23 protein-coding genes are annotated in these 25,611 nt (G+C 71.7%); 8 read left to right on the top strand and 15 right to left on the bottom strand.

The features are described 5' to 3' along the window. Window positions 1-3: 3 nt before the first annotated feature. From ABTY98_RS33260 to ABTY98_RS33250, 3 genes are all read right to left on the bottom strand, one after another. Complete coding sequence (locus ABTY98_RS33260; RefSeq protein ID WP_352224788.1) at window positions 4-420, bottom strand: SSI family serine proteinase inhibitor; 417 nt, start codon at window positions 418-420, stop codon at window positions 4-6. Then, window positions 417-1,742 (bottom strand): M14 family zinc carboxypeptidase, encoded by a 1,326-nt coding sequence (locus tag ABTY98_RS33255; protein WP_352224787.1) that lies wholly within the window; start codon window positions 1,740-1,742, stop codon window positions 417-419. The genes ABTY98_RS33260 and ABTY98_RS33255 overlap by 4 nt, the downstream gene beginning before the upstream one ends. A 160-nt stretch (window positions 1,743-1,902) precedes the next feature. Continuing rightward, a complete protein-coding gene (locus tag ABTY98_RS33250; RefSeq protein ID WP_352224786.1) occupies window positions 1,903-2,454 on the bottom strand; it encodes an FHA domain-containing protein in 552 nt (183 codons plus the stop codon). Window positions 2,455-2,630: 176 nt separating this feature from the next. Between ABTY98_RS33250 and treZ the strand changes: the two genes are divergently transcribed. Further along, entirely contained in the window at window positions 2,631-4,376 is a 1,746-nt protein-coding gene (treZ, locus tag ABTY98_RS33245) for a malto-oligosyltrehalose trehalohydrolase (RefSeq protein ID WP_352224785.1), read from the top strand. 15 nt (window positions 4,377-4,391) lie between these two features. Here treZ and ABTY98_RS33240 read toward each other — a convergent pair whose 3' ends face one another. The 4 genes from ABTY98_RS33240 to ABTY98_RS33225 form a co-directional block, all read right to left on the bottom strand. Continuing rightward, the gene (locus ABTY98_RS33240) at window positions 4,392-5,336 is read right to left on the bottom strand and encodes an aminoglycoside phosphotransferase family protein (RefSeq protein WP_352224784.1); all 945 of its coding nucleotides are present in this window, start codon (window positions 5,334-5,336) and stop codon (window positions 4,392-4,394) included. 62 nt (window positions 5,337-5,398) lie between these two features. Further along, on the bottom strand, window positions 5,399-6,526 hold the full coding sequence (locus ABTY98_RS33235; RefSeq protein WP_352224783.1) for an aminopeptidase P family protein: 1,128 nt from the start codon (window positions 6,524-6,526) through the stop codon (window positions 5,399-5,401). Window positions 6,527-6,619: 93 nt separating this feature from the next. Continuing rightward, window positions 6,620-7,174, bottom strand: a complete 555-nt coding sequence (locus tag ABTY98_RS33230; RefSeq protein WP_352224782.1) for a PDZ domain-containing protein — start codon at window positions 7,172-7,174, stop codon at window positions 6,620-6,622. Window positions 7,175-7,265: 91 nt separating this feature from the next. Next, complete coding sequence (locus ABTY98_RS33225; protein WP_352224781.1) at window positions 7,266-8,150, bottom strand: LysR family transcriptional regulator; 885 nt, start codon at window positions 8,148-8,150, stop codon at window positions 7,266-7,268. Between the two features lie 87 nt (window positions 8,151-8,237). Here ABTY98_RS33225 and ABTY98_RS33220 point away from each other — a divergent pair, with 87 nt between their 5' ends. After that, window positions 8,238-8,972: a CTP synthase C-terminal region-related (seleno)protein gene (locus ABTY98_RS33220; RefSeq protein WP_352224780.1), complete on the top strand. Its 735-nt coding sequence runs from the start codon at window positions 8,238-8,240 to the stop codon at window positions 8,970-8,972. 183 nt (window positions 8,973-9,155) lie between these two features. Here ABTY98_RS33220 and cyc2 read toward each other — a convergent pair whose 3' ends face one another. Beyond that, a complete protein-coding gene (cyc2, locus tag ABTY98_RS33215) occupies window positions 9,156-11,318 on the bottom strand; it encodes a germacradienol/geosmin synthase Cyc2 (protein WP_352224779.1) in 2,163 nt (720 codons plus the stop codon). 296 nt (window positions 11,319-11,614) lie between these two features. Here cyc2 and ABTY98_RS33210 point away from each other — a divergent pair, with 296 nt between their 5' ends. Further along, window positions 11,615-12,877: a cytochrome P450 gene (locus tag ABTY98_RS33210; protein WP_352224778.1), complete on the top strand. Its 1,263-nt coding sequence runs from the start codon at window positions 11,615-11,617 to the stop codon at window positions 12,875-12,877. Here ABTY98_RS33210 and ABTY98_RS33205 read toward each other — a convergent pair. Together ABTY98_RS33205 and ABTY98_RS33200 are read right to left on the bottom strand one after the other, a co-directional pair. Then, a complete protein-coding gene (locus tag ABTY98_RS33205) occupies window positions 12,849-14,000 on the bottom strand; it encodes a damage-control phosphatase ARMT1 family protein (RefSeq protein ID WP_352224777.1) in 1,152 nt (383 codons plus the stop codon). The two genes, ABTY98_RS33210 and ABTY98_RS33205, sit on opposite strands and share 29 nt — an antisense overlap. Window positions 14,001-14,053: 53 nt before the next feature. Beyond that, window positions 14,054-14,701, bottom strand: a complete 648-nt coding sequence (locus ABTY98_RS33200) for a ScbR family autoregulator-binding transcription factor (protein WP_352224776.1) — start codon at window positions 14,699-14,701, stop codon at window positions 14,054-14,056. A 433-nt stretch (window positions 14,702-15,134) separates the two neighbouring features. On the opposite strand from ABTY98_RS33200, the gene ABTY98_RS33195 reads away from it, so the two are divergent. Next, window positions 15,135-16,061 (top strand): lytic polysaccharide monooxygenase auxiliary activity family 9 protein, encoded by a 927-nt coding sequence (locus ABTY98_RS33195; protein ID WP_352224775.1) that lies wholly within the window; start codon window positions 15,135-15,137, stop codon window positions 16,059-16,061. Between the two features lie 17 nt (window positions 16,062-16,078). Here the strand turns inward: ABTY98_RS33195 and ABTY98_RS33190 are convergent, their stop codons facing one another. Next, window positions 16,079-16,729 (bottom strand): Tat pathway signal sequence domain protein, encoded by a 651-nt coding sequence (locus ABTY98_RS33190; protein ID WP_352224774.1) that lies wholly within the window; start codon window positions 16,727-16,729, stop codon window positions 16,079-16,081. A 607-nt stretch (window positions 16,730-17,336) separates the two neighbouring features. Here ABTY98_RS33190 and ABTY98_RS33185 point away from each other — a divergent pair. From ABTY98_RS33185 to ABTY98_RS33175, 3 genes are all read left to right on the top strand, one after another. Next, window positions 17,337-18,038 carry a DUF6230 family protein gene (locus ABTY98_RS33185; RefSeq protein ID WP_352224773.1) on the top strand — a complete coding sequence of 234 codons (702 nt, stop codon included), beginning with the start codon at window positions 17,337-17,339 and terminating at the stop codon, window positions 18,036-18,038. Beyond that, the gene (locus ABTY98_RS33180; RefSeq protein ID WP_352224772.1) at window positions 18,038-18,478 is read left to right on the top strand and encodes a DUF6114 domain-containing protein; all 441 of its coding nucleotides are present in this window, start codon (window positions 18,038-18,040) and stop codon (window positions 18,476-18,478) included. Before ABTY98_RS33185 ends, ABTY98_RS33180 begins: the two co-directional genes overlap by 1 nt. A gap of 198 nt (window positions 18,479-18,676) precedes the next feature. Then, entirely contained in the window at window positions 18,677-19,636 is a 960-nt protein-coding gene (locus ABTY98_RS33175; RefSeq protein ID WP_352224771.1) for a sporulation protein, read from the top strand. A gap of 26 nt (window positions 19,637-19,662) precedes the next feature. Here the strand turns inward: ABTY98_RS33175 and tatA are convergent, their stop codons facing one another. From tatA to ABTY98_RS33160, 3 genes are all read right to left on the bottom strand, one after another. Beyond that, complete coding sequence (gene tatA, locus ABTY98_RS33170; protein WP_352224770.1) at window positions 19,663-19,932, bottom strand: Sec-independent protein translocase subunit TatA; 270 nt, start codon at window positions 19,930-19,932, stop codon at window positions 19,663-19,665. 138 nt (window positions 19,933-20,070) lie between these two features. Beyond that, window positions 20,071-22,566, bottom strand: coding sequence for a magnesium-translocating P-type ATPase (gene mgtA / locus ABTY98_RS33165; protein WP_352224769.1), 2,496 nt, complete (start codon window positions 22,564-22,566; stop codon window positions 20,071-20,073). Then, window positions 22,556-22,918: an ArsR/SmtB family transcription factor gene (locus tag ABTY98_RS33160; protein WP_352224768.1), complete on the bottom strand. Its 363-nt coding sequence runs from the start codon at window positions 22,916-22,918 to the stop codon at window positions 22,556-22,558. Before ABTY98_RS33160 ends, mgtA begins: the two co-directional genes overlap by 11 nt. A gap of 191 nt (window positions 22,919-23,109) precedes the next feature. On the opposite strand from ABTY98_RS33160, the gene ABTY98_RS33155 reads away from it, so the two are divergent. Continuing rightward, window positions 23,110-23,565 (top strand): tellurite resistance TerB family protein, encoded by a 456-nt coding sequence (locus ABTY98_RS33155; protein WP_352224767.1) that lies wholly within the window; start codon window positions 23,110-23,112, stop codon window positions 23,563-23,565. Between the two features lie 858 nt (window positions 23,566-24,423). Here ABTY98_RS33155 and ABTY98_RS33150 read toward each other — a convergent pair. Continuing rightward, window positions 24,424-25,383 carry an ABC transporter substrate-binding protein gene (locus ABTY98_RS33150; RefSeq protein ID WP_352224766.1) on the bottom strand — a complete coding sequence of 320 codons (960 nt, stop codon included), beginning with the start codon at window positions 25,381-25,383 and terminating at the stop codon, window positions 24,424-24,426. Window positions 25,384-25,611 lie beyond the last annotated feature (228 nt).

The raw sequence follows: 25,611 nt of genomic DNA, 5'->3' as shown, positions 1-25,611 counted from the left end.
GGGTCAGCTGTCGAGGGCGAAGACAGCGCCGGTCCGCACCGCCATCGCGCAGGAGTTGGCGAACGTCTCGCGGTACTCGATCGGCCGGCCGTTCCACACCCCGCGCGCCTGTGCGGTCACGGGGGCGTAGACCATCGGGCACATCGCGTCCTTGGCCGGGGCGATGCGCGCGATGTCACCACCCACCGTGTCGAGCTCGGCGCAGGCCTCGGCCGCGCGGGAGTGCCCCTGGGGCGGGTCGCACAGCAGCAGCGTGCCGTGCGTGCCGCCGGACCGGCTCTCGCCCTTGGTGACGGTCAGGTACAGGTAGTCGCCGCTGCCGGTGGCGCCGGACGCGGCCTGGGCCGGGCCGGCGGCGAGGAGGGCGGCGGCCGCCAGCAGGGCGCCGCCGGTCACTGTCGCTTTGATCAGACGAGTCATTCCCTGTACATCGGCACGGCCGCCTCGGCGCCCCAGCCCGACTCACCCGAACGAGCACGCACGCGCGCGTGGCGGTGTGCGAGTTCGAAAGCGCTCAGGACCACACGTGTCTGGTACTCCGCCTGGCGTGCGACCGGGATCCAGCGCGCGTGGAAGGTCCCGTGGTAGTCGGCGCACCAGGTGTCGATCAGCCGGTCCAGGTCGGGCAGGGCACCGGCCGGGTCGTGGCCGGTGCCGCGCAGCAGCCGGTGCAGCAGCCCGGCGGTGCGCAGGACCAGCCGCCGCCCGGCGATCCGCAGGGCGGCCAGATGGGCGGTGCTGAGCGGGGGCAGCGGGCGGGCGCTGCCGGCGTCGGTGCCTGGGTCCCAGGCGTCGGCGAGGCCCGGGCAGACGAGCAGGTAGTCGTCCACCGGCGCGAGCAGCCGGGCCGCGTCCGGCGCGGCGGACAACCGGGGCCGGATCCGGGCCAGGACCTCCTCCAGGAGGCCGGTGTCGTGCCGCAGGGTCCGGCTGACGGCGCGCAGCGCCGCGTCCCGGTCGGCGGGCGCTGCGCCGTCCTGGACGGCGGCCACGCCCCACATGGGCGCCTCGACGATTGCGGTGACGGTGCCGTGCCGGTACGGGTGGAACCAGGTGGACTCGACGGCCGCCTCGGTGATGGCGGCGGCCAGGTCGCCCCGGCGGGGCGGCGGCACCCGGTAGACGGCCGGGCCCAGGGTGGGCCAGTACAGGGCGTCGTAGGCACCGAGTTCGCGGGGGATGCCGAGCCGGCTCGCGGTGTGCGCGATGCGCTGGGCGAGGCCGGGCAGGTCATGGGTCAGCTCCACGAAGCCACCGCCGACGTCGACGCCGTGCAGCGAGCACTGGAGGAAGGGCCGCAGCTCGTCCTGGAGGTCGAGCAGTGCCCGGGTCTCGGGCAGCGCGACGGCGTCGGCCCCGTCGGGCAGCCATTCGGGCTGCTCCAGGAAGCCGGGCCGGAAGAAGTTCCGGAAGTAGTGGCCCAGCGTGTACGGCCCGGCCAGCCAGCCCTCGTTGCGGCGCGAGCCGTCCGGGTCCAGGCACAGCAGCAGGTTCCAGGTGACGTCGGCGTCCTCGGTGAGCCGGGGGTCGGCGAGAACCCGGTCGGCCAGGCGGAGCACGGTGGCGCCGCCGACGGGTTCGTTGGCGTGCGGGCCGGCCACGACGAGGGCGTGCCGACTGCCGTGACCGATGGAAAGCAGCCACATCGGGTCGCCCGCGCGGGAGGTGCCGATCCGGCGCAGCCGGGCTTCCCGGGGGTGGTCGGCGACCAGCGCGGCCGCCCGCGAGGACAGCTCGTCCACGGACGGAAAGCGGTGGAGGGGCGGCAGGGCACACCTCCACGATGCTGTGCCGTCGGATCACATGATGTGCATGGGGTACGCACAGTCAGTCACGACTCGAGGGGTACGTCAACACCGTGGCGGAGAAACATTTTTCAGCCACTTGGGAGTAGATGGGAACTCAGTGGGCCGCGAGCCGGAAGGACACCCGGCCGAAGCCGACCTGGTCGCCCTCGCGGACGACGGCGGCGCCGATCACCCGGCGGCCGTTCACCGTCGTGCCGTTGGTGGAGCCGAGGTCCCTGAGCACCCACAGGCCGCCCTGCCGGTGGAGTTCGGCGTGCACCCGGGAGACCGTCTCGTGGTTGAGCCGCAGCCCGTTGGCGGGGTCGCGGCCGATGCGCAGCGGGTGCCCGGTACCGGGGTGCGGCAGCAGCAGCTTGGGCAGCCGCTCGGCCTGCCAGGCCCGGCGCAGCCGCACCGTGAACCCGGAGACGGCCTCGACGGTGCCGAAGAGCACACGCGCGAAGCGGTTCTCCTGGGGCAGGTCGGCGGTGAGCGCCGCGAGTTCGTCCGCGCGGCGGGCGGCGAGCGCCAACTCCATACGGCGGACGAACGTGTCGTGCGACAGCCGTCCCATGACGACGCCGTCGCGCAGCACACTCAGCGCCTTCTCGCGCTCCGCGTCGGACAGCCGCGCGGGATAGGTGTTGAACTCGAAGGACGACGTCACGCTGCCGATTCTGGGTCAGTGAACCCCGGGTGTCCAGAAAACGGGGAAACGGCCGTCACGCGCGCGTACGTACGGCGACACCCGCCGACAAAGCCCAGATTCAAAGCGGATTGATCTCTTTTCACGGCACGATGGACGGACTACCTCACGATGAGCCAGACGAAGGGGAACCGTCCGTGCAGTTCGAGGTGTGGGCACCGCAGGCAGACCGTGTGACGCTCCATTGCGACGGCGTCACGAGCGCGTTGGAGCGCGATCCGCGGCGGCCGGGCTGGTGGGCCGGGGAGGCGGACGCCGAGGACGGCACCCGCTACGGGTTCGCGCTGGACGACGGCCCCGTGCTGCCCGACCCGCGCTCGCGCCGCCAGCCGGACGGACCCGACGGGCTCAGCGCGGTCGTCGACCACGGCCGGTACGCGTGGCGTGCCGCGTGGCCGGGACGCGCGCTGCCGGGCGCGCTGCTCTACGAGCTGCACGTGGGCACGTACACCCCCGAGGGCACCCTGGACGCGGCCGCCGGGCGCCTGGCCCATCTACGGGAACTGGGTGTGACCCACGTGGAGTTGATGCCCCTCTGCCCGTTCCCGGGCCGGCACGGCTGGGGGTACGAGGGGGTCTCGCTGTGGGCGGTGCACGAGCCGTACGGCGGCCCCGAGGCGCTGAAACGGTTTGTCGACCGGGCGCACGAACTCGGGCTCGGGGTCGTCCTGGACGTGGTCCACAACCACCTCGGCCCGTCGGGCAACTACCTGCCCGCGTTCGGGCCGTACTTCACGGAGACGCACCACACGCCCTGGGGTGCGGCGGTCAACCTGGACGCGCCCGGTTCGGACGAGGTGCGCGCGTACCTGGTGGGCAGCGCGCTGGCCTGGCTTCGCGACTACCGGATCGACGGGCTGCGCCTGGACGCGGTGCACGCGCTGTGCGACACGCGCGCGTGCCACTTCCTGGAGGAGCTGTCGTCGGCCGTGGCCGGCCTGGCGGCCGAGTCGGGACGGCCGTTGTTCCTCGTCGGCGAGTCCGACCTGAACGACCCGCGTGTCATCACCGCGCGCGCGGAGCACGGTTTCGGCCTGGACGCACAGTGGAACGACGACTTCCACCACGCCCTGCACACCGCGCTGACCGGGGAGTCCCAGGGGTACTACGCCGACTTCGCGCGCGCTCCCCTCGCCGCCGTCGCCAAGACCCTCACCGGCGGTTACTTCCACGACGGCACGTACTCCAGCTTCCGGGGCCGGCACCACGGCCGGCCGCTGGACCGGGCGCGGGTGGCCGGGCACCGGCTGCTCGGCTACACCCAGACCCACGACCAGGTCGGCAACCGCGCCCAGGGCGACCGGCTTTCCGCCACCCTCTCCCCCGGCCTGCTGGCCTGCGCCGCCACGCTGACGCTCACGGCGCCCTTCACACCGATGCTGTTCATGGGTGAGGAGTGGGCGGCGGGCACCCCCTGGCAGTTCTTCACCGACCACACGGACCCGGATCTGGCGGAGGCCGTACGGCGCGGCAGGCGACGGGAGTTCGCGGCGCACGGGTGGGCCGAGGAGGACGTACCCGATCCGCAGGACCCGGCGACCCGGGAGCGGTCCTGCCTGGACTGGTCGGAGCCGGAACGCGAGCCGCACGCGCGCGCGCTGGCCTGGTACCGCCGGCTGATCGCCCTGCGCCACGAGCAGCCGGACCTCACCGACCCCGACCTCGCCGACACCAAGGTGGCGTACGACGAGGAGGCACGCTGGCTGGCGTTCCGGCGCGGTGACGTGCGGGTCGCGGTGAACCTGGGCAAGGAACCGGCCGCCATCCCGCTGGGCACCGGCCGGGTGGAGGTCCTGGCCGCGTGGGACCCAGTGACGGCACCGGACGCGAACGGGCTGCTGCGGGTGCCGAGCGAGTCGTGCGTGGTGCTGACCCGGGCGTGAGCACCCGCGCGTGGCCTAGGGCTCCTCGTCCGTGGCGTCCTCCCGGAAGTCCGACACGCGCTCCAGCAGGATCGTCTCCCAGGCGCGCCGGAGTTGGACGCGCAGCAGGGGCAGGGGGCTGTCGTCGCGGCCTTCGAGGCGGTCGGTGAGGCGGATGACGGTGTCGCAGCGGGCGAGCCACAGACCGCGCAGGCAGGGGCGGGCGCCGTAGCCGGCGAGGGTGGCCGAACGGACGGCCGCTCCGGAGCCGACCGCGAGGGCGAGCCCGGCGATGTCCTCGGCGGGGTCGCCCACGGCCGCGTCGGTCCAGCCGAGGACACCGCGCACCCTGCCGTCGGCGCTGACCACCAGGTGCTCGCCCTTGAGGTCGTGGTGGACCAGCACGGCCGTACCGGGCTGGGCGGCGAGCTGCGCGGCGCCCGGCGAGGTGAAGTGGAACAGGGGCGCGGGGTCGAACTCGTCGGCGACGGCGAGGCGTTCGGCGGCGGGCACGGCCATCCGGCGCAGCGCCTCCAGGGAACGCGGCGGGGTGCGCGGCACACCGAGCGTCTCGGCCTGCCGTACGGGCACCTCGCGCAGCCCGGTGAGCAGCCCGGCCAGATCGGCCTCGCCGATCGCGGACACGTCGTGCTCCTCGGCCGTACCGCCGGGGATCGCGGTGTCGAGCGTGTAGGTCAGCCCCGGCGCCCACTCGCCGTGCGCGATGCCGGCCGGGGCGGCGACGGACAGGTGTGGGCGTACCAGGTCGCGCAGGCGCAGTTCGCGGCGCTGGCGCGCGGACGCCTCGCGGTCGGGGGCGAGGCGCAGCACATAGCGGGTGCCGACCCACCAGGTAAAGTGCTCACCGCCCTCCGCGACGGGCCGGATGTCGGGGCCCGAGGTTCCGGTCGCGCTCTCCTTGAGCAGCGAACGGACCAGTCGGCGGACGGTGTCCGCGGTGGGTGTCGGTGCCTGGGTCATGGATCGCGCCGTTGCCGTTCGGGGTGGGGTAGGGGCGAGAGGGTGCGCCCGGGGCCGGTCGGTCAGCCCACTATGACCATCTCGCGGGTGGTGTTGTTGAAACGACGGCCGCTCTCCTCGGTCACCGTGACGATGTCCTCGATGCGTACCCCGAAGCGGCCGGGCAGATAGATGCCTGGCTCCACGGAGAAGCACATCCCGGGCACGAGCGGCTGCTCCTCGCCCTCGATCATGTACGGCGGCTCGTGCGTGGTGACGCCGATGCCGTGGCCGGTGCGGTGGATGAAGAACTCGCCGTATCCGGCGTCGGTGATGACCGCGCGGGCGGCCCGGTCGACCTCCTGGCAGGCGGCGCCGGGGTGTACGGCCCGGAAGCCGGCCTCCTGGGCGGCGCGCACGATGTCGTGCACCTCGCGTTCCTCGGCGGTCGGCGGGCCCACGTGCACCGTGCGGGTGGTGTCGGAGCCGTAGCCGTCCTTGAGGCCGCCGAAGTCGAGGACGACCATGTCGCCGTCCTGGATGACACGGTCGCCGACCTCGTGGTGCGGGTTGGCGCCGTTGGGGCCGGAGCCGACGATGGTGAAGTCGACCTGGTCATGGCCGAAGCGGCGCAGCAGGTCGGCCAGGTCGTGGCCGACGTCGGACTCGCGGCGGCCGGCGAAGGGAACCTTGCGGATCTCCTCGAACGTTGCGTCGGCAGCCGCTCCGGCGGCGGCGAGGAGTTCGAGCTCGGCCGTGTCCTTCACGGCGCGGAGCATGGGCAGCGCGTCGGTGAGGGAGGCGTAGGAGGTGTCCGGGAGTGTCTTCTGCAGGCCCAGCAGGTGCATGGCCCAGGCGTTGTCGCTGATACCGAAGCAGCCCGCGTGGTCGAGCAGGCCGGCGGTGACGGCGTAGGGGTCGGTGCCGTCGGTCCAGTCCCGCAGGTTCAGGGCGGCCGCGCCGTCGGCCTTCTCAGCGTCGGGGGCCTCCAGGGTGGGGACGACGAGGACGGGGTCCTTGCCGGGGGCCAGGACGAGGAGGGTGAGCCGTTCGGTGACCGCGGTGGGCGTGTAGCCGGTGAGCCACACCATGTCGGGTCCGGGGGCGATCAGCAGGCCGGCGAGTCCGGCGTCGGCCGCGGTGTGCGCCGCGCGTGTCATACGGGCCCGGTAGTCGTCGGCGGTGAAGGACGCGGGTGTGGTGCCGGTCATCCGAGCCTCCCGGTGCGGGTGAGGGGACTGTAGGGGTTTCGGTGAGCATCCTGCCGGGTGCGGCGTGGCGGCGCGAGCCGGTTTGGGGTTCTTTCAGGTCACCACGCCCGGCACCACCGTCAACTGCTGGTACCCCCCGCTCTCGTGCCGCACCGTGAGCTTGGCCTCCTTCCCCGGGTGGGCCTCGGCCACCGCTCGGGCCAGGTCCGCGGCGCTGCCGATCCGGGTGCCGCCGAGCTGGAGCAGTACGTCGCCCCTGACCAGACCCGCCCTGTAGCCCGGCCCCGGCACATGGACGCCCACCACCATTGCGCCCACCTTCTCGGCATCCACCGCCTCCACGCCCAGGGTCGCGGCGGCCGTCCGCGAGGGGCCGGCGGTGGCGGACGGGGTGGGCCCGGGCGGCTTCGGTGGGGCGTGGCGTTGCAGTTCGGCGAGTCTGCTCATGCCGATCACCGTGGCGCCGACCGTGCCGAGTCCGACCCCGGACAGCACCAGGACCGTGCTGACGACCAGGCCGAACAGCAGGGACCTGACCCGGCGGCCGCGCCGGCGCGCGGCGTGCGGGCGCCGGGCCGGGCCGGGTTCGGGGCCGTCCCGGCGTTCCTGACCGGGGATCGGCTTGGGACGCAAAGCGGTCTGTTCCATGGTTCGCCTCCAGCCGCAGCTCTACCCGGCGCACGCGGGCGCGACGAGCCACGAACGAGTGAGACTGACCGTGGGTCAAGGGCGGGAAGCCTCAGGCCTCGCCTGCACCTTGGGCCCCGTCGAGAAGGGTCGCCACAAGGTCCGCCGCCGCTCCTGCGGGCGTACCGCCGTACACCAGTTCCACCCGGTGGACGAGCCGGGGTGCGGTGACGGGGACGGCGACCGTGCCGGGGATGTCGGTGGCCGTGCGCCGGGGCAGCAGGGTGAGGCCGTGGCCGGTGGCGGTGAGGCTGGTGAGGGTGCGGACGTCGGAGCCCTCGTAGCGCAGGACCGGCCGGAAGGCGCCGCCGCCCGTCGCGGCGCGCAGTTGAGCGAGGGGCAGGGCCGCGTCGGGCGCGTCGAGCCAGCGCGCGTCGGCCAGGTCGGCGAGGCGCAGGCCCGGGCGGCCGGCGAGGGGGTGCCCGGCGGGGAGCAGGACGGCGACGGATTCCTCGCCGACGCCGTGCGTGGTCAGCGGGGCCACGTCGGGCACGCGCAGGGGGTCGCTGGGGGCGGCCAGACCGTCGAGCAGGCCCAGGTCTGCGGCGCCGGTGGCGACGGCGGCCGGGATGTCGTCGCGGGCCAGGACACGCAGGGTGACACCCGCGGCGGGGAGTGCGGCGAGAACGGCGGGACCGAGCGCGGTAGGGGTGGCGGCGAGGGTGAGGCCGGGCGCGGGGGCGGCGGCCATCCGTACGACGTCCGCGCGGGCCGCCTCCAGGCGCAGCAGCAGCGGGCCTGCGTGGTCCAGGAGCCGTTCGCCGGCCGGTGTGGGGGCCACCGGGCGGCGGGTGAGCAGGGGTGCGCCGAGGTCCTGTTCGAGGGCGGCGATGTGCTGGGAGACCGCGGACTGGGTGTATCCCAGCTTGCGCGCGGCCTCCGAGAAGGAGGCGAGGCGGGCCACGGTGACGTACGTGCGCAGGAGGTGCGGGTCCATGCCGTACAGGATGGCATCAGCGACGCTTATCAAGCGTGCATCAATCATCGTTGGACGTGAACCGGAGCGGGCGCCCAGGATGAGCGCATGACGAACTCCGCAGCTCGGACCGCCAGGGTCGCCCTGGTCGGCGACCGCTCCCCCAACGTCGTGTCGCACACCCGGATCCCCCTACTCCTCGACGCGCTCACCGAACGCGACCGGCTGGTCCTGGACGCCTACTGGATCCCGTCCGAGGACGCCGAGGCCGAGGACGCGGTGCGCGGCTTCGACGCCGTGTGGGTGCTGCCGGGCAGCCCGTACCGCAGCGAGGCCGGGGTCCTGAGGGCGATCCGCACCGCCCGCGAGGAGGGCATCCCCTTCCTGGGCACCTGTGGCGGCTTCCAGCACGCGCTCCTCGAATACGCCCGCGACGTCTGCGGCCTGACCGGGGTCGCGCATGCCGAGAACGACCCGGACGCCGAGGATCTCCTGATCGAGCCGCTGGCCTGCTCGCTGGTGGGTCACGAGGCGGCGGTGAGCCTCGAGCCAGGCACGCTGGCCGAGTCGGCGATCGGCTCGGGCCGCACGGTCGAGCGGTACTTCTGCTCGTACGGCCCCTCACGCCACCTCGACACCCTGCGCGCCCACGGGCTGCGGCTGTCGGGCCACGACGAGGACGGTCACGTCCGGGTCGCCGAACTGCCCGGTCACCCCTTCTTCCTGGCCACGCTCTTCCAGCCGGAGCTGTCGGGTGACGGCTCGCATCCGCATCCGGTGGTCGTCGCCCTGGCACGGGCCGCGGTCGCCCACGCCGAGGAGAGGGTGCGAGCGTCGGCGTAGGCCCGTGCCCGAGCGAGCCGGTGTGCTTCGCGGGCGGACGCCGTTGCCAGCAGCGGCTGTTACGTTCTGTGACGATATATTCATGGAATAGAGCGAGTTGCTCCAGCCCGGTGGCGGGGCGGTGCACGGCCGGTGCGGACCTCCCGGAAGAGGCCCGCGCCGTCACCGGAGGCGATACGCGCGTCAGCTGATGGGAAGCGCCGGGGCGAGCGGGGGACGGTCCGGCAGGAAACCGTGGGCCCGGCGGGCGAGGTGGTCCGCCTTGTAGCGGGCCACCCGTTGATGCCAGTTCAGGATTCCGGCCATCCAGTTCTGCAGGTCGCGGACATAGGCGTCCATGGCCTCGCGGGCCTCGGCCGACAGCTCGAAGTCGTCGTAGACGACCGGGAGTTCGCCCGCGACGACATGCTCGAACTGCTGCATCCGCTGGGTCATCAGGTCGTGCACGACGCGGAGCGCGGTCGGGTAGTCGACGCCGAAGAAGTTCTGGACGACGAGGATCGCGTTGTGGAACTCGCCCTCGTACTGGATCTCCTTCTGGTAGGAGAAGACGTCGTTGACGAGCATGCCGTAGTCGATGGCGGCGTTCTCCAGGGAGCGGACCGGGCCGCTGCGGTAGACCTCCGCGGGGATCGCGGGGCCGTTGCCGCGGCGGGCCAGGCTCAGGGTGAGGTCGGCGCCGAAGGTGGCCCGGCGCATCTCCAGGTAGTCGACGGGGTCGGGGATACGGTGCTGGAGCTGGTTGGACATCTCCCAGAGCCAGCTCTCGGTCATCGTGTCGACGGACTGCCTGAGAGCGAGCCGGTCTTCGGGGCTCATCCCGGCGGTGGTGCGGGCCCACAGGTCGATCAGGCCTCGCTCCATGGCGGTGGCCGGCACGGGGACGGGCTCGTCGGCCAGTGGCATGCAGGCGGAGAGACGGGCCGTCGCGAGCCGGGCGCCGGCCAGGTCGCGCCGGGTGCCGAAGACCAGGGGGTAGTAGTCGTCCCCGTAGGTGCCCCAGGCCAGCCAGTCGGCGCTGAGGTCGAGTTCCTCGGGGGTGGCGTCGGGGTCGAGACCGGCGGAGCAGAGCGCCAGGTCGGAGGCGGCGAGCTTGTCCTCGTCCCAGACGCCCTCGGCGAGCATGCCGGTGCCGCGCGCCCAGGCGGTCAGCCTGGAGCGGGCGGCGTCGAGGTGCGGGCTGAGCTCGACCTCGTAGGGCATGTGGAAGTCGGGCAGGAGGGAGGGGCCGACCTGCTGGAAGGGCACATGGGAGTAGGCCCGCAGGCGCTCCGCGGCGGCCGAGGCGAGCAGGGCGCCGACGTCGGCGGCCGAGGTGCCGGGGCCGGTGAGGTGCTGCCAGGGGGAGGACGCGCCGGCGCCCTGGTTCATGTAGCGGCTGGAGCGCATGTGCCATTCGTGGCCGCCCGACTGCCAGTCCTGCAGGCCCTTGGTGTAGGCGGCGATCGCGGCGGCCTGGTCGGGGGTGAGGCCCTTCTCGGCGGCGAGGGCGGGCACTTCGGTGAGGGCGGTGTGCTCGAACTGGTGGAGGCGGGAGGTGAGGATGTCGTTGACCGTGTCGGCGGCCTCCTGTGTGGTGCAGTCGAAGAAGGTCTCCAGGACCAGCACGCCGTTGCTGTTCTCGCCCTCGTCCTCCACCTCGCGCTGGTAGGAGAACAGGTCGTTGCGCAGATGGACGGCGTCGGCGAAGGTCTCCATCAGCACCCGCAGCGGCCGCGTCCCGGCGGCGACCGCGGGCACCTCGGCCGTCGCGTACTCGACGAGCCCTGCCGACCAGGGGGCGCCGCCGACCTTGCGGCGCATCTCGACGTACTCGACGGGGTTGGCGATCCGCCCCTCGTTGATGTTGGACAGTTCCCACATCGACTCGTTCAGCAGATGCTCGGTGGCGACCGAGAAGCGCCGGCGCCAGTCGACCGACATCGACGGCACCGTGCGCGCCCACAGGTCGGCGAGGCCCGCTTCGACCGGGTTCTGCGGTTCCGGCACGGGTGTCGCGAGGTCGAGCGGCATGAACAGCGGAAGACGGTCGAGATGGGCCTTGCCGGCGGCGCGGTCCTGGGTGCGCTTGTACATGTCGAGGAAGTGGTCGTCGAAGAAGAACACCCACACGTACCAGTCGGTGATCAGCGAGAGGGCGGGGCCGTCGCAGTCGGGGTGGGTGTAGCTGCACAGCAGGCCGTAGTCGTGTGCCTCCAGGTCGGCCTGGGTCCAGATCCCGGAACCCTCCAGCATGCCCATCCCACGGGCCCACTCGGTGGAATGGGCCCGGGCCTCCTCCAGATGCGGGTTGAGCCGCGCGGGATACGGCATGTAGAAGTGCGGGAGTTCGAACGGCTGCGTCATGGCCGGGCCCTACCCGTGCGCTCCAACGGCCATCCACGGCGCGGCACATGATCACACCATCGCGTGAACCGGAGCGGAATCCGGGAACTTCGGCCGCCCTTTGTGGCGTCCGCCGCTCACCCCTCGCCCCTCGGCCCCGCCTCCGCACCCTGCCGGGGTGCTCAACCGGCGGAGGTGCCGAACCACTCGGTTCGTGGCGTCTGCCGCCGAACCACTTGGGCAGCCTTTTCTTTTTGCGGGCGTCGCTCGGCGCCCATGCCTTGCGGGGCCCCTGCCGGGCGGGTCACCGTGATCGTATGACCACTCCTGTTGGCGGCGGCGAGGACCCCTCCGTCCCCGACGTCTTCGATCCGCGCCGGTACGCCACGGCCGTGCCGTACGACGACTACCGCGTCCTGCGCGACCGCCACCCGGTGTCCTGGCAGCGGGAGCCGGAGGTGCTGGGGTGGCCGGCCGGGCCGGGGTTCTGGGCGGTGGCCCGGCACGCGGACGTGGTGCGGGTGCTCAGGGACCCGGGGACGTACTCCTCGTGCCTCGGCGCGACCCAGATCCGGGATCCGGACCCGGAGGACCTGCCGTTCATCCGGCGCATGATGCTCAATCAGGATCCGCCAGAGCACGGCCGGTTGCGGCGCATGGTGAGCCGGGCCTTCACACCGGGCCGGATCGAGCGGTTCGAGACCGTGGCACGGCAGCGGGCACGCACCCTGTTCGCCCGGGCGCTGGAGACGGCACGGGAGGGGGACGGCACAGTCGACATGGTGGCCGCCGTCACCGACGAGTACGCCCTGCTCAACCTGGCCGACCTGCTGGGCGTCCCGGACGGCGACCGCGGGCTGCTGCTGCACTGGACGCGACGGGTGATCGGCTACCAGGACCCCGACGAGGCCGGGCCCCAGGTGTGCGACGAGAAGGGCCGGCCGGTCAATCCGCGGTCACCCGCACAGTTGCGGGACATGTTCGAGTACGCCCGTCAGCTCGCCGCGTACAAGCGCCGCAACCCCGCCGACGACGTCATGACGGCCCTCGCCCGGGACCCCGAACCGGCCGAGGGCGAGCTGGAGATGTTCTTCTTCCTGCTCACGATCGCCGGCAACGACACCGTGCGCTCGGCCGCCCCCGGCGGGCTCCTTGCACTGGCCGAACACCAGGACGCATACGCCCTGTTGCGGACCGGGATGGTGCACGACGACACCGCCGTGGACGAGTTGCTGCGCTGGCATCCGCCGGTGCTGACCTTCCGCCGGACCGCCACGCGGGACACCGAGCTGGGCGGGCGGCGCATCAGGGAGGGTGACAAGGTCGTCGTCCTGCACGCGTCGGCCAACCGTGACGAGCGGGCCTTCGCCGCCCCCGACCGGCTCGACCTCGGCCGTACGCCGAACCCGCATCTGTCCTTCGGGGACGGGCCGCACATCTGCCTGGGCGCCCACTTCGCTCGGCTCCAGCTGCGCACGCTCTACACGGAGGCGCCCGCCCTGGAGCCGGCCGGGCCCGCCGAACGGCTGGTCTCCAACTTCATCAACGGGCTCAAGTCGCTTCCGATGGGCGTGTGTTGACCTGGATCAGGGCATGGGTGCCGGCCGTGCGCCAGCGGTGTCCCTCGGCCGCGTCCAGGGCCGCCACGGTGTCCGCGGCCAGGCCGGTGATCACATCGGACTTGAGGGTGCGCAACGCGGCCACCGGTCCCGGGAACCAGGCGGTGACCTCGGCGAAGGGTGTGGTGGGCGGCCAGAGCCGGTCGCCCACCAGACGGCGGTAGTTGAGGTCGCCCTTGAAGATCGTGAGGGCGGCGGAGGCGAACTCTGCGCGCAGGTCCCCGGGCATCTCGGCGTACGGCAGCGGGGCGCAGGAGAAGGGGTGGGCGCGCACGGTGAGCCGGCCGTCCGACATCGCCGACCAGAGGGTGCGGCCGTACCCGGCGGCCGTACCCGGTGCGGCGGTGAGCCTGCGCAGGGCATCGAGGACGTCGGCGGTCGTGGCGTCGGAGACGTAGTAGGGGTACGGCTTGATGTGCAGGACGGCACGGTCGGCGCGGCCGGTGTCCAGGAGGTGGGCGATCAGCAGCAGATCGGGGACGAGTTCGCGGCCCGCGTTGTCGGCGACGAGGCACAGGGTGCCGCCCCGGAGTAGCCGCCACAGCTCGGCGCTGTCGTCGGCGACCAGGGCGGAGACGGCCTCCCCCGACTCGGCGGAGAGGCGAAAGCCCAGGTCGGCGCGGTTACCCCAGAGGGAGCCGTGCAGCAGGGCACGGTCCGGGTCGTCGTCGAGGGCGTCGAGCGCGGCCAGTTCCTCGTCGGTCTCCTTGGCTTCGAGTTCGGCGAGCTTGAAGGGGCGGAAGGGGTCGATGCCCTGCCAGGGGCCGGGGCCGAAGTAGCCTACGGCACCCAGGAGTCGGCAGTAGAAGTAGCTCTCGGACCACAGCCACGGCACGTCGAACCAGGACTGTCCGGTGTAGGTGTCCAGGCCCCAGCCGCGCCACCGGTCGCCGTCGGGAAGGGGTTCGATCACGCCTTCGGTGCAGTTGTGCAGCAGCGCGTCGAGGGCGCGGCGCTGTTCGGGGCCGTAGGGGAAGGCGTCGCGCACCTGACGGATGATCGCGGGGTGCCGTTCGGCCAGCACGCTGTGCGGGAACGGGCCGGTGGTGCCGAGGATCACGGGTGCGGCGGCGGAGTCGGGCATGGGCGCCACGCTATCGCGTGGGCCGCCCGGCTCCGCCGAACCGACGGCGCCTGTCACGCGGTTCTGATCTCGCGCTCCAACTGGGTGGCGAGGGTCATGTAACGGGCGCGCCGGTGCACCGGGACCAGGCCGCGGATCATCAGGTACCACATCTCCGCGACCCTGCGCGGCAGTCGTCCCACCGGCTCCAGGTTGCGGCCGGCGACCCGGGTGCCGACGAAGAAGCAGACCAGGGAGTGGGCGACCGCGCCGACGTCCATGTCGGGGTGGACGTCGGACTCCTTGACTGCGCCCAGGAGTTTGCGGGTGGCGAACTCCAGCCACTCCGTGAACGGATGCCGGAGCGGCGGCGGCACGCTGACGTCCGCGGTGGCGAGCCGCAGTCCGGCGCGCGGGATCGGGCCGTCGACGGAGAGCCGGGCGATCGCGAACGTGGTGCGCATCAGGGTCTCGAGCGAGGAGTAGCCGCGGCTGTCCATCTCCTTCACCAACTGGCTGGAGGTGCGGGACTGGAGCTCCATGATGGCGTGCGCCAGGTCCTCCTTGGCGGCGAAGTGGAAGTAGAGCGCCCCCTTGGTGACTTTCGCGTGTTCGACGATCTCACTCAGACTGGTGGATTCGTAGCCGCGCCGGTCGAAGAGGTCGGCGGCGGCCGTGATGATCGTGGCACGGGTCTGCTCCGCGCGTAACTGCCTCGCCATCGACTCAACACTCCTCACGGCTCCAAACCGACGGGGCATGCGGTTTGTTTTTTACCCCGTGCACACGATAGCTCACCGTGCGGCAGCGGGAGGCAAGTGTGCGGACCTGGTGACGGACACGCGCAAGTCGCGGGCGTGGCCGCGGGATCAGCGCCCACACTGCACAAACGCACGAGATCAGAACGCGCCCCTCCCTCGTGTTCGTGCCGGTTTCCGGAGGCGGTGCGGGCGACCGGGCACCCAGCGGCGATCGCCACGATACGAGCCAGACGGTTGGTTCTCAATGGCGCTCGCGGCGTCCGCAGAACGGACGACGCGGTCGGTGCCATACACATCACCCGGCGCTGTGATCAACCACAGTGAACAGTGCGCGTCCGATTCCCGTACTCACCTCAGCAGACCCCGTACCCGCGCCTGCCGAGGAGACGTCCCGATGACCCGGACGACCGCCCGTCTGACGGGAGCCGCCGTCGCGGCTCCGCTGCTGCTCCTGACGTGTGCGGCGTCCGCCCGGGCGCACGGCGCGCCCACCGACCCCGTCAGCCGGGTCTACGCCTGCTCCCCCAGCGGCGGCAGCGCGGCGACAGCGGCCTGCAAGGCGGCGATCGCGGCGAGCGGGCAGAACTTCGTGGCGTGGGACAACCTGCGGGTGGCGGGGGTCAACGGCCGTGACCGGCAGATGATTCCGGACGGCAGGCTGTGCAGCGGCAACCTGCCGGCGTACAAGGGGCTCGATCTGGCGCGCACGGACTGGCCCGCGACCCGGTTGACCCCGGGCGCCCGGATGACGATGACGTACGCCTCGACGATCGCGCACGCCGGTACGTTCAAGCTGTATCTGACGAAGCAGGGGTACGACCCGGCGAAGCCGCTGAAGTGGGCCGAGTTGCCCGCGCAGCCCTTCGCCGAGTTCAAGGACCCGCCGTTGACGAACGGGGCCTACCACTTCAGCGCGACGCTGCCGGCCGACCGGACGGGACGCCAGATGCTGTACACGATCTGGCAGAACAGCAGCACGACGGACACCTATTACTCGTGTTCCGACGTGGTGTTCACGGCGGAGAAGGGCGGCGGGACGACGGCGAGCACGCGGCCGCGGACAACCCCCACGCCGTCTCCGAGCACTTCTGAGAGTCCAACTCCCGCTGCGTCCAAGGGCGTTACCGCCTCGACACGACAGACGGCGACGGCCGCCCCGGTCTCCCCAAAGACCGGAACCGCCGCCGCCGACAGCACTCCTGTGGCCTCCGACACGACCTCGGGCTCGGGCCCGTCGGCGCCACTGCTGGCGGGCGGCGCCGCCACGGTGCTGGTACTCACCGGGGGCGCCGCCCTGGCGTTGCGTCTGCGTCGACGCTGATCGCCTCTGCGCAAACGTCAGTTGACGTAGACGGTGGCGCCGTTGTCGGTGACCGGGGCGTACTTGGCGGTGAAGTAACCGGCCGAGAAGCAGAGCGAGGAGCCGGAGGTCTTCGTGAACGCCTGGTTGGTGAAGTTGATGCTGTTGTCGGTGTTGCTCGACGTACCGGTCAGGCGGGGTGCCTGGTAGACGCAGGTGATGCTGCCCAGCAGGGTCTTCAGCTTGACGGTGGTCTGGATCGTGGAGCCACTCGCCGGGGTGACGGTGAGCGTGCCGTCCGAGGCGACCGTGGTGGTGTACGGCAGGTTGTCGACGGTGATGCTGGTGACGCCGGTGACACCGAGGACGTTGCTGGTGCAACTGCTGGCGTCGAAGGTGTGCCCGCTGACCGACTCGGTGGCGGTGCCGGGGGCGGCCGGGTTGTCGGTGACCGCGGCGGTGAAGACCGAGGACTTGCACGACACACCACTGGTGCCGGTGGCGCTGGAGTAGAGGGTGGCGCTGGTGCCGGTGGCCAGCGGCGCGCTGAGGACGTCGCCGACGGCGACGGCGGTGCCGCCGGCGCTGCCGGTGGTGAGCACAGCGCCGTCGGCCGAGGCCGGAACGGTGGCGGCGGCCGAGAGGGCGACGACGGTGCCGGCGAGGGCGAGGAGGGATCGCGTACGCATGCGGGTTGCCTCTTTCCTTGGGGGACTTGCGCGAGGTGAGGTGGGGGTTCAGGTGGGGGCGCACAGGGCGCCGGCCGTTGCCGGCCCGTGACGCCTTCTCCGTACGTGACGGACCGGCAACGGCAGCGGAGCCGGACACCGGCCGAAAGCCTGGGGGGTTAGGCCTCCGGCCGGGCCGGTTGAGGGCGTGCGGGCACGGCCCCTGGGGGGAAGCGACCATGCCGACGCCGTGAGCGGAGCGGTGATCGAGGAGGCCGGGAAGCGGCCGATGCCGCTCGGCGGATCCGGCGCCACGGATCCGAAGGAGACCAGGGAGATTTGTAGACCTGATCAACCGTCAACGTCAAGGCTTGTCAAGGGAGTTGATTAACCGATCAAGGGAATTCGAGGTCGGAACACAATTGACGCATAGTCAACACCCTTTTTTCACAACTGCCTTGACCCTGAAATGTAACCGCCGGTAACTTGCGACTTGGCTACTGCTGCGTAACGAGAAAGCCCTTGCGTCCGCCGGGAGTTGTGAGGAGGCGTGCGCGGCAGCCGCTGTCCGCGCCAGGACAACGTGCCACTGAAGCCCAACCCGCGTGACTAATGCATGGGAGCAGACATGGCCTCGTCCCCGGACGTTCCGTCCGCCGACAACACGCCTGAGAACCCGGGAAGCGGTTCTCTTTCCGACACACCAGACACCACCGGGGCCACCGGAGGGGGGCAGAGACGGGGACGGGTCCGCGCGCGCCGGGCCGCGGTGATGGCGGTGCCGGCCACCCTGGCCGCCGCCGGCCTCGCGGTCTTCACCGCGCAGGGTGTGCTGGGGGTGCAGTTCGCCATCTCCGGCATGCCGTTCGTGGTCACCGCCGACCGGCTCGACGGCACCGGCTTCGAGCAGTTCGGCGGCCTCGACAACATGATCCCGAACAGCCCCAACGCCGGTGACACCGGCGGCCAGGAGCTGGTCGTCACGTCGGTGGTGAAGAACGGCACGCTCACCAACATGTGCCAGAGCGTCGACCTCGGCGGCATCCAGCTCCTCCTCAAGGCAGGTGGCGGCTCCAAGCCGGTGTCCGTGTCGAACCTGGCGATCGACTCCGACGACATCAAGGGCGACGCCACGTTCAACAACATCGAGATCGGCCGCGACGCCAGCACCTTCGACAAGGCGGGCGTACAGGGCCCGAAGGGCGTCTACGGCCAGCAGGCCGACGGTGTCGTCATCGAGAACCTCTACCAGCACAACTACGCCGCCACCGCGGCCGTCTTCAAGCTGCCCAACCTGCACATGTCCTTCAGCGGCGACGGTTGCGACTGATGACCGACCCGGGGAGCCGGAGAGCGCGGTTCGGGCGGTGGCGGGGGCAGCGGCCCTTCCTGGGCGGCGTGCTGCTCGTACTGGCCGGTGCCGAGATCCTGGTGACCATGAAGGCACCCCTTCCGGTCATCCTGCACATCGGTATGCAGGGCCTGGCGGGATATCTGCTGCCGACCCTGATGATCGTCTGCGGCCTGCTCATCGTCTTCAACCCGGCCCAGCGCCTCTTCTACTCCATCCTCGGCATCCTGCTCTCCCTGGGGACCTGGCTCACCTCGAACCTCGGCGGTTTCATGGTCGGCCTGCTGCTCGGGGCCGTCGGCAGCTGCATCACCTTCGGGTGGCTGCCGGACCAGGAGCCGAGGGTGAGCCGACGCAAGCGGCGTAAGGCCGCGCGGGCTGCCGCGCAGGGCTTCGGGGATGGTGCGGAAGCGGTGTGAAGCCGCGGGAGAGGCGGGCCGGTGGGTTTCGGTCCGCCTCTTTTCCATGTGCGCGTTCTCGTTGCCCTCTCTCGAAGAGTTCGCCTGAACAGGTGACTTGGGAACTTCTTTGCCGTTCTTGTGAGTTCATCGGGCAGCCGGACGGCGTGTGGCCGTTCGGGGTGTGAGTGATGAGTGCGGCGAAGGAGCGGCGGCTTCATGGTGTTCAAACGGCTGCTGGGGGCGATCGGGGTCGGTGGGCCCTCGGTGGACACGGTGCTGGACGGTGGCGCGGTGGTGCCCGGCGGGGTGTTGTCGGGGCGGGTGTGGCTGAAGGGCGGCTCGGCGACGGTGGAGGTCGAGCACATCGGGCTTGAGCTGCTCGCGCGTGTCGAAGTGGAGCACGAGGAGGGGGAGAGCGAGGGCGCGGTCGTCTTCGAGCGGTTCACCGTGGGCGGCGGGTTCCGGCTCGGTGAAGAAGAGGAGCGCGAGTTGCCGTTCAGTGTGCCGCTGCCGTGGGAGACGCCGGTCACCGAGTTGTACGGGCAGCCGCTCGGCATCGTGCTCGGGGTGCGTACGGAGGTCGGGGTGGCCGGCGCCCGGGACAAGGGCGACCTGGACCCGCTCACCGTCCGGCCGCTGCCCGTTCAGGAGGCGGTCCTGGAGAGCCTCGGACAGCTGGGCTTCGGCTTCCGCTCGGCGGATCTGGAGCACGGCCGTATCGGCGGCACGGGTCAGCGGCTGCCGTTCTATCAGGAGGTCGAGCTGACGCCGGCGCCGCAGTACGCACACGCGGTCAACGAGATCGAGCTGACGTTCCTCGCCTCCCCCGCCGGTCTGGAGGTCGTCCTCGAGGCGGACAAGCGCGGCGGGCTGTTCTCCTCCGGGCATGACGCACTGACCCGCTTCACGGTGCGCCACGAGGACGCCCACGCGCTGGACTGGAACAGCGAGGTCGACGGCTGGATCCGCCAGTTGATCGCCCACCGCGAGGCCTACGGCGCCCACGCGGCGTACGGCCACGGCGAGCACCACGACGGCCACCACCACTCCGGACCGGGCCTGGGCACGGCGGTCGCCGCCGGTGCGGCGGGTCTCGCGCTGGGCGTGGTCGGCGGAATGGTGGCGGCCGAGGTGGTCGACGAGATCGGGGACTTCTTCGAGGGGGACGAGGACTAGAGGGGACGAGGACCAGGGGGTGTCCGTCAGCTCGTGGTGACGGTCGGCTCGGCGGTCGTCCCGGGGCCCGGCTGCGGCGCAGGGGCCGCGGCCGGCTCCGTCGCCATCTGTACCGACGTCGGCTCCACCGGCGCCGTCGCGTCGTCCGTCTTCATCGCCTTCGCCTCGCTCTTGAGGATGCGCATCGACTTGCCCAGGGCCCGGGCGGTGTCGGGCAGCTTCCGGGAGCCGAAGAGCACGATGAACACGATCGCGACGACCAGCAGATGCCAGGGTTCGAGTCCGTTGCGGAGCATGACCGCTCCCTCCTTTTCTCACGTTGTTCCCTGCCGGCTGAGGGGGCTTCATGCGCCCCGGCCGGGCAGCGACGATTGCTACATTGCGCAACTGTACAACCCGGCAACGAGGGGGGCTCCGACCCGGCCCCGCGATCGCTACGGCCGACGCCGGTCGTGGCGTGCCCGCACCGCCCTCAGCGCCGGCGCGTACAGCCCCAGGACGGCGGCGAGCAGCAGCGGGTAGGCGGGCGGCAGCCCGGTCATGCCGAGGGCCGCGCCCAGGGGGCTGGGCGGGAGCAGCAGTCCGACGGCCGCGAGCGCGGCGGCGGCCCGGCCGATGGGTCCGGGCCGGGTGCCGCCGCGCAGCAGGAACATCACCAGGGCCTGGGTGAGCAGGTTCTCGGTGAACCAGGCGGAGTGGAAGACGGCCTGGTCGTCCAGGGCGTCGGGGCCGCGCAGCGCCAGCGCGAGCACGGCGAAGGTGGCGAGGTCGGCGATCGCGTTGAGCACGCCGAAGCCGGTGATGAACCGCAGGAAGGCACGCGGCCGCAGCACGGTCGGGCGGCGCAGTGCCGCGGGGCCGGGGCGGTCGTAGGCGAAGGCGAGCTGGGCGGCGTCGAAACAGAGGTTCTGGGCGAGCACCTGGACCGGGAGCATCGGCAGGAAGGGGAGGAGCAGTCCGGCGGCGAGCATCGCGATGACGTTGCCGAGGTTGGAGGAGAGGGTGACCCGTAGATAGGAGGCGATGTTGGCGCTGCTGTGCCGGCCGGCGGTGACGGCGTGCCCGATCGCGCCGAGGTCCTTCTCGGCGAGCACGACGTCGGCGGTCTCGCGGGCGAGGTCCACGGCGGTACGGGGCGCGATCCCGACGTCGGCCGCGCGCAGGGCGGGTATGTCGTTGACCCCGTCGCCGAGGAAGCCGACGGTGTGCCCGGCGGCGCGCAGCCCGCTGACGATACGGGCCTTGTCCTCGGGGGTGCAGCGAGCGACCACGGAGGCGTCGAGGTCGTGGGAATCACCCGCCACCGCGACCCGCTCCTCGTCCAGGCCCAGGTCCCGGCAGGCGCGTGCGGCCGTGGCGGGGTGGTCGCCGGTGAGGACGCGGACGGTGATACCGAGGCCGGTGAGGCTGCGCAGGGCCTCGGCGGCGCCGGGGGCGAGGGCGTCCCGGAAGGTGACCACCCCCCGGAAGGTGAGGCCGTGTTCGTCGGCGGTCGTGTAGGGGCGGGTGCGGGCGGGGCCTTCGGCGGTGGCGACGGCGAGGACGCGCAGCCCGGCGCCGGCCTCGTGGGCGACGAGGGCGAGGAGGCGTTCGCGTTCGGCGGGGTCGAGGTCACAGCGGTCCAGTACGTCCTCGGCGGCGCCCTTGGTGACGAGGACATGGGTGCCGAGGCGGCCTGCGACGACGGCGGTGGCGGTGCGCCGCCCGGGGTCGAAGGGGACGGCCCCGATGCCGTCGTACTCCTCCCCCACCGGTCCGGCCGCCGTGAGCAGCGCCTCGTCCAGGGCGTCGGAGGCGGGCAGCTCGGCGAGCTGGAGGGTCCACCAGGCGCCGACGGCCGCCCAGCGCAGCACGTCCGGGTCGTCCTGCCCGTCGGGTCCGACGGCGCGTTCGACGACGGGCCGGTCCTGGGTGAGGGTGCCGGTCTTGTCGAGGCAGAGGACGTCGACCGCGCCGAGGTCGTGCAGCGCGGGCAGCCGTCGTACGACGACCTGGTGGGTGCGGGCGAGGAAGGCGGCGGCCCGGGCCAGACAGGTGGTGACGATCACCGGGAGCATTTCGGGGGTGAGCCCGACGGCGACCGCGACCGCGAAGGGCAGCGTCTCCAGGCCCCGCCCGCGCAGAGCGGCGTTGGCCATGAGGACCAGCGGCGGAGTGAGCAGCATGAACCGGATCAGCACCCAGGAAATGCCGTGCACGGACCGGTCGAAGGCGCTCGCCTCCCGCCGCCCGCCCGCCGTGCTCTGCGCGACGGCGAACCGGGTCCGCTCCCCCGTCTGCACGACGACCGCCGTGGCACTCCCCGAGGCGACCCCGCTGCCCTGGAAACAGAGGTACGGCTCCCGGAAGGGGCCCGTGTCGGCCACGTCAGGGACCTCGACGGCGGCCTTGGCGACGGGCGCCGACTCGCCGGTGAGCACGGCCTGGTGCACGGTCAGCCCACGGGCGCGCAGCAGTCGTACGTCGGCCGGGACCAGGTCGCCGGGGCCGAGCCGTACGACATCTCCCGGGACCAGCTCGGCGACCGGGACCTCCCTGGCCCGCGGTTCCGCCTCCTCCCCGTTGCGGCGCAGCACGGTGGCGGTGCCGGCGACGAGTTCGCGCAGGGCGGCCAGGGAGCGGTCGGCGCGGTGTTCGCCGACGGCGCGCAGCCCGCAGCTGACCGCGACCAGGGCGAGGATGACGACGGCCGTCCCCCAGGAGGCGATGACGGCGGAGACCAGGCCGAGGGTGAGCAGGACGGCGGTGAAGGGGTCGTGCAGGGCACGGGCGCAGCGCAGCGGCCAGGACGCGGTGTACGGGAGGGGCGGGGTGTTCTCGCCGGTGTCGGCGAGCCGGGCCGCGGCCTCGGCCTCGGTCAGCCCGCGCGGTCCCGTCTCCAGCCGGCGCAGCACCTGCAGCGCGGTGGCGGCCGCGCCGTCAGAGACCACGGAGGCGGCGCGGGGCCGGGAGTTCGGCGCCGGTGGTGCGGGCGGTGAGGCGGCCGACGAGGAGGCGTACGACGTCGACGACGTCCGGGTCGTCCACCAGGTACACCTGGCGGCGGCCCTCCCGACGGGAGCGGACGAGACCGGCGAGCTTCAGCTTGGTGAGGTGCTGACTGACCGCGGGCAGCGCGCCGCCCACCCGCTCGGCGAGGCCCGTGACATCGCTCTCGCCCTGCGCAAGCGCCCAGACGATGTGCAGCCGGGCGGGCGAGGCGAGCAGCCCGAAGGCCGCGGCCGCCTCCGTGAGCACGTCCGCGGTGGGGTCGTCGTAGCCGCTGCCGGGCGCTGTCGCCACCGTCGTACTCCTCCTGTCCACCGCGTCGGGGGGACCCGTCCCGGGTCGAGAGGACCGGTTCCGGATCGAAGGGACCAGTCTAGGTCGCGGGAACTTCTCGGCCATCGCGTCAGTTTCTACGTTGTTGTAGAAGTAAATTCTTGGCAAGCAAGGCTCTTGGCAAGCACATACCGACCGAGGAGTGAGTGCGCATGGCTCTGTGGGACCGCATCAAGGACTCCGCGACGCAGATGCAGACCCAGCTCGTGGCGAAGAAGAACGACTTGAAGAGCGGTGCGTTCCGCGATGCGAGCATGGCGATGTGCGCGCTCGTGGCGGCCGCCGACGGCAGCATCGATCCGTCGGAGCGGCAGCGGGTCGCCCAGCTCATCGCCACCAACGAGGTACTGCAGAACTTCCCGGCGGACGACCTGCGCCGCCGTTTCGAGGAGAACCTGAACAAGCTGACCACCGACTTCGCCTTCGGCAAGGTGAGCGTGCTCCAGGAGATCGCCAAGGCGAAGAAGAAGCCGGCCGAGGCGCGTGCCGTCATCCAGATCGGCATCGTGATCGGCGGCGCGGACGGCGACTTCGACAAGACCGAGCAGGCCGTGGTCCGCGAGGCGTGCTTCACGCTCGACCTGCCGCCGCACGAGTTCGACCTCTGACCGGCCTCGTCGGGGTGGGAGCGGCTCACAGCCGTCGGCTGGTGGCCCAGCAGAGTGCGGTGAGGGCCATGGCCACGGCACAAGTCGCCTCCGCCGAGCCGTCCAGGTAGTACTGCCCAGACCGCCACTCCCGGTGTCGCCCCCAGTTGCTGTACGGCGTTCAGCGCACCCGCCGCCGAGCCGACATCCTGGGGGCGCAACGGCTCCACGGCCGGCGTGAAGAAGGCGGGCGTGAAGGCCCGCGCCGATGCCGACCAGCGCCAGCGCGGGCAGCAGCGGCCAGGGGCAGCGGGTGAGTTCGGTGACCGCGTACCCGGCCACGGCCACCGCCAGGCCCAGAGCCACAGGGCCAGGCCGTACGGCATCATGCGGCGCCGAGCACCGCGCCGGCCCGACAACCACGACGACACGGCGAGGCCGATCGACCACGGCGACGAGGCTCGGGCCGGCCGCCAACGCGCCTTTGTCCGCCTCCAGTTGGAGCTGGATGACCACCAGCGTCAGCAGGCCGTCGGCCACCGCGAAGAAGGCCGTCGAGGTGGCGTGGGCGGGCGGGAAGCTCCGGTGGGTGAAGGGGGTCGGTTCGAGGAGGGGGCCCTGGTTCGGCGCTGGTGCAGCGCGAACGCGGTCGGCGTCAGGAGGCCCGTGGCGGGCATCTCCCAGCTGCGCGACGGGAGTTCGGTGAGGTTCGTGTCTCCAGGAGCTTCGGGGACAGCGCCAGTACGACCACGCCCACGGGCCCACGGGCCCGTTCACCAGGAGCCCGGCGCGCCAGAAGGAGCCGAACGACGTCGGCGAGCCGGACGAGTCCGGGCAGGCCGACGCCGTCGCCGTCGAGCACGACCCGTCAGAGGCGGGTCAGCTGAGGCCGGCCTTCTTCAGCCAGGCCTGGGCCACGTCCAGCGGGTCCTTGTTGTCCGACTGCACCTGGGTGTCGAGGTCCAGCAGGGTCGCCGTGTCGAGCTTGGCGGAGACCGCGTTGAGGGCGTCGGTGGCCGTCTGGTTCAGGGCGCTCTTGTAGACCAGGGGCTGGACGTTCTCGAAGCCGAAGAGGTTCTTGGGGTCCTGGAGGACGACGAACTTCTCCTTGGAGATGGTCGGGTCCGTGCTGAAGATGTCGCCGGCCTGCACCGCGTTCTTCGTCAGGGCCGCCTCGGTGAGCGCGCCGCCCGCGTCCAGCGCCTTGAAGGACTTGAACTCCAGGCCGTACACGGACTTCAGGCCGACCAGGCCCTGCTGGCGGGTTTGGAACTCCGGCGAGGCGCCGATGACCAGGTCCTTGGCGATGCTCTTGAGGTCGGCTATGGAGGACTTCTCGGTGAGGTTGTACTTGGCGGCCGTGGCCGCATTGACGGTCACCGTGTCCTTGTCCTGCGCGTCCGCCGGGTCGAGCAGCGTCAGCTTGGAGTCCAGCTTGGCCTCGATGGCCGACGTGGTCTCCTCGACGGTCTTCGGGGCGGCCTTGGGGTCGAGGTAGGCGAGCAGAGCGCCGTTGTACTCGGGCAGGACCGAGATCGAACCGTTCTTGAGCAGGCCGTAGGTGGTTTCGCGGCTGCCGATGTTCGGCTTGTAAGTGACCTTGACGCCCTTGGCCTTGAGCGCTTCGCCGTAGATGTCCGCGATCAGGGTGCTCTCGGCGAAGTTGTTCGAGCCGACGACCACGGTGTCGCCGCTCGCCTTGCTGTCGGACAGCGGGTCGGACTTGCTGTCGCCGGAGGAGGAACAGCCCGCCAGCAGGGCCGTCGTCGCGGCGAGCGCGACCGCCGCCGCGCCTCGGTGTGTCCGGGTTGACCTGCTGGGAAGGGTGTTGGAAGTCACGGTTGCCGTTCCGGGAGCTGTGGGCGGAAAGGTGGGGGTGTTACGAACCACGTGGGGCTGTTGGGAACCACTCCACACGATCCAATCCAGCCGGTTCTCTGTCAGTCAAGTGTCTCCGGGTCACCGATTAGCTTCGATCCGTGGTCAGTTGTGGATAGAGAGCGGTCTCTTTGTAACGGATTCTTGATAAAGGGCAAGCGGAATCGAGCTTCAAGAACGCTGTAGTCT

Source organism: Streptomyces sp. NPDC096040 (assembly GCF_040303265.1).
Lineage (GTDB): Bacteria > Actinomycetota > Actinomycetes > Streptomycetales > Streptomycetaceae > Streptomyces.
Note: the sequence above shows the minus strand (reverse complement) of the source record. Positions and strands in the feature narration are given on the sequence as shown.

Coding starts and splice junctions, on each gene's coding strand:
- ABTY98_RS33185 (WP_352224773.1), top strand. CDS start 17,337: ATGGCCTCGTCCCCGGACGTTCCGTCCGCCGACAACACGCCTGAGAAC.
- ABTY98_RS33155 (WP_352224767.1), top strand. CDS start 23,110: ATGGCTCTGTGGGACCGCATCAAGGACTCCGCGACGCAGATGCAGACC.
- ABTY98_RS33220 (WP_352224780.1), top strand. CDS start 8,238: ATGACGAACTCCGCAGCTCGGACCGCCAGGGTCGCCCTGGTCGGCGAC.
- ABTY98_RS33195 (WP_352224775.1), top strand. CDS start 15,135: ATGACCCGGACGACCGCCCGTCTGACGGGAGCCGCCGTCGCGGCTCCG.
- ABTY98_RS33230 (WP_352224782.1), bottom strand. CDS start 7,174: ATGGAACAGACCGCTTTGCGTCCCAAGCCGATCCCCGGTCAGGAACGC.
- tatA (WP_352224770.1), bottom strand. CDS start 19,932: ATGCTCCGCAACGGACTCGAACCCTGGCATCTGCTGGTCGTCGCGATC.
- cyc2 (WP_352224779.1), bottom strand. CDS start 11,318: ATGACGCAGCCGTTCGAACTCCCGCACTTCTACATGCCGTATCCCGCG.
- ABTY98_RS33200 (WP_352224776.1), bottom strand. CDS start 14,701: ATGGCGAGGCAGTTACGCGCGGAGCAGACCCGTGCCACGATCATCACG.
- ABTY98_RS33180 (WP_352224772.1), top strand. CDS start 18,038: ATGACCGACCCGGGGAGCCGGAGAGCGCGGTTCGGGCGGTGGCGGGGG.
- ABTY98_RS33205 (WP_352224777.1), bottom strand. CDS start 14,000: ATGCCCGACTCCGCCGCCGCACCCGTGATCCTCGGCACCACCGGCCCG.
- ABTY98_RS33190 (WP_352224774.1), bottom strand. CDS start 16,729: ATGCGTACGCGATCCCTCCTCGCCCTCGCCGGCACCGTCGTCGCCCTC.
- ABTY98_RS33235 (WP_352224783.1), bottom strand. CDS start 6,526: ATGACCGGCACCACACCCGCGTCCTTCACCGCCGACGACTACCGGGCC.
- ABTY98_RS33240 (WP_352224784.1), bottom strand. CDS start 5,336: ATGACCCAGGCACCGACACCCACCGCGGACACCGTCCGCCGACTGGTC.
- ABTY98_RS33260 (WP_352224788.1), bottom strand. CDS start 420: ATGACTCGTCTGATCAAAGCGACAGTGACCGGCGGCGCCCTGCTGGCG.
- ABTY98_RS33210 (WP_352224778.1), top strand. CDS start 11,615: ATGACCACTCCTGTTGGCGGCGGCGAGGACCCCTCCGTCCCCGACGTC.
- ABTY98_RS33175 (WP_352224771.1), top strand. CDS start 18,677: ATGGTGTTCAAACGGCTGCTGGGGGCGATCGGGGTCGGTGGGCCCTCG.
- ABTY98_RS33225 (WP_352224781.1), bottom strand. CDS start 8,150: ATGGACCCGCACCTCCTGCGCACGTACGTCACCGTGGCCCGCCTCGCC.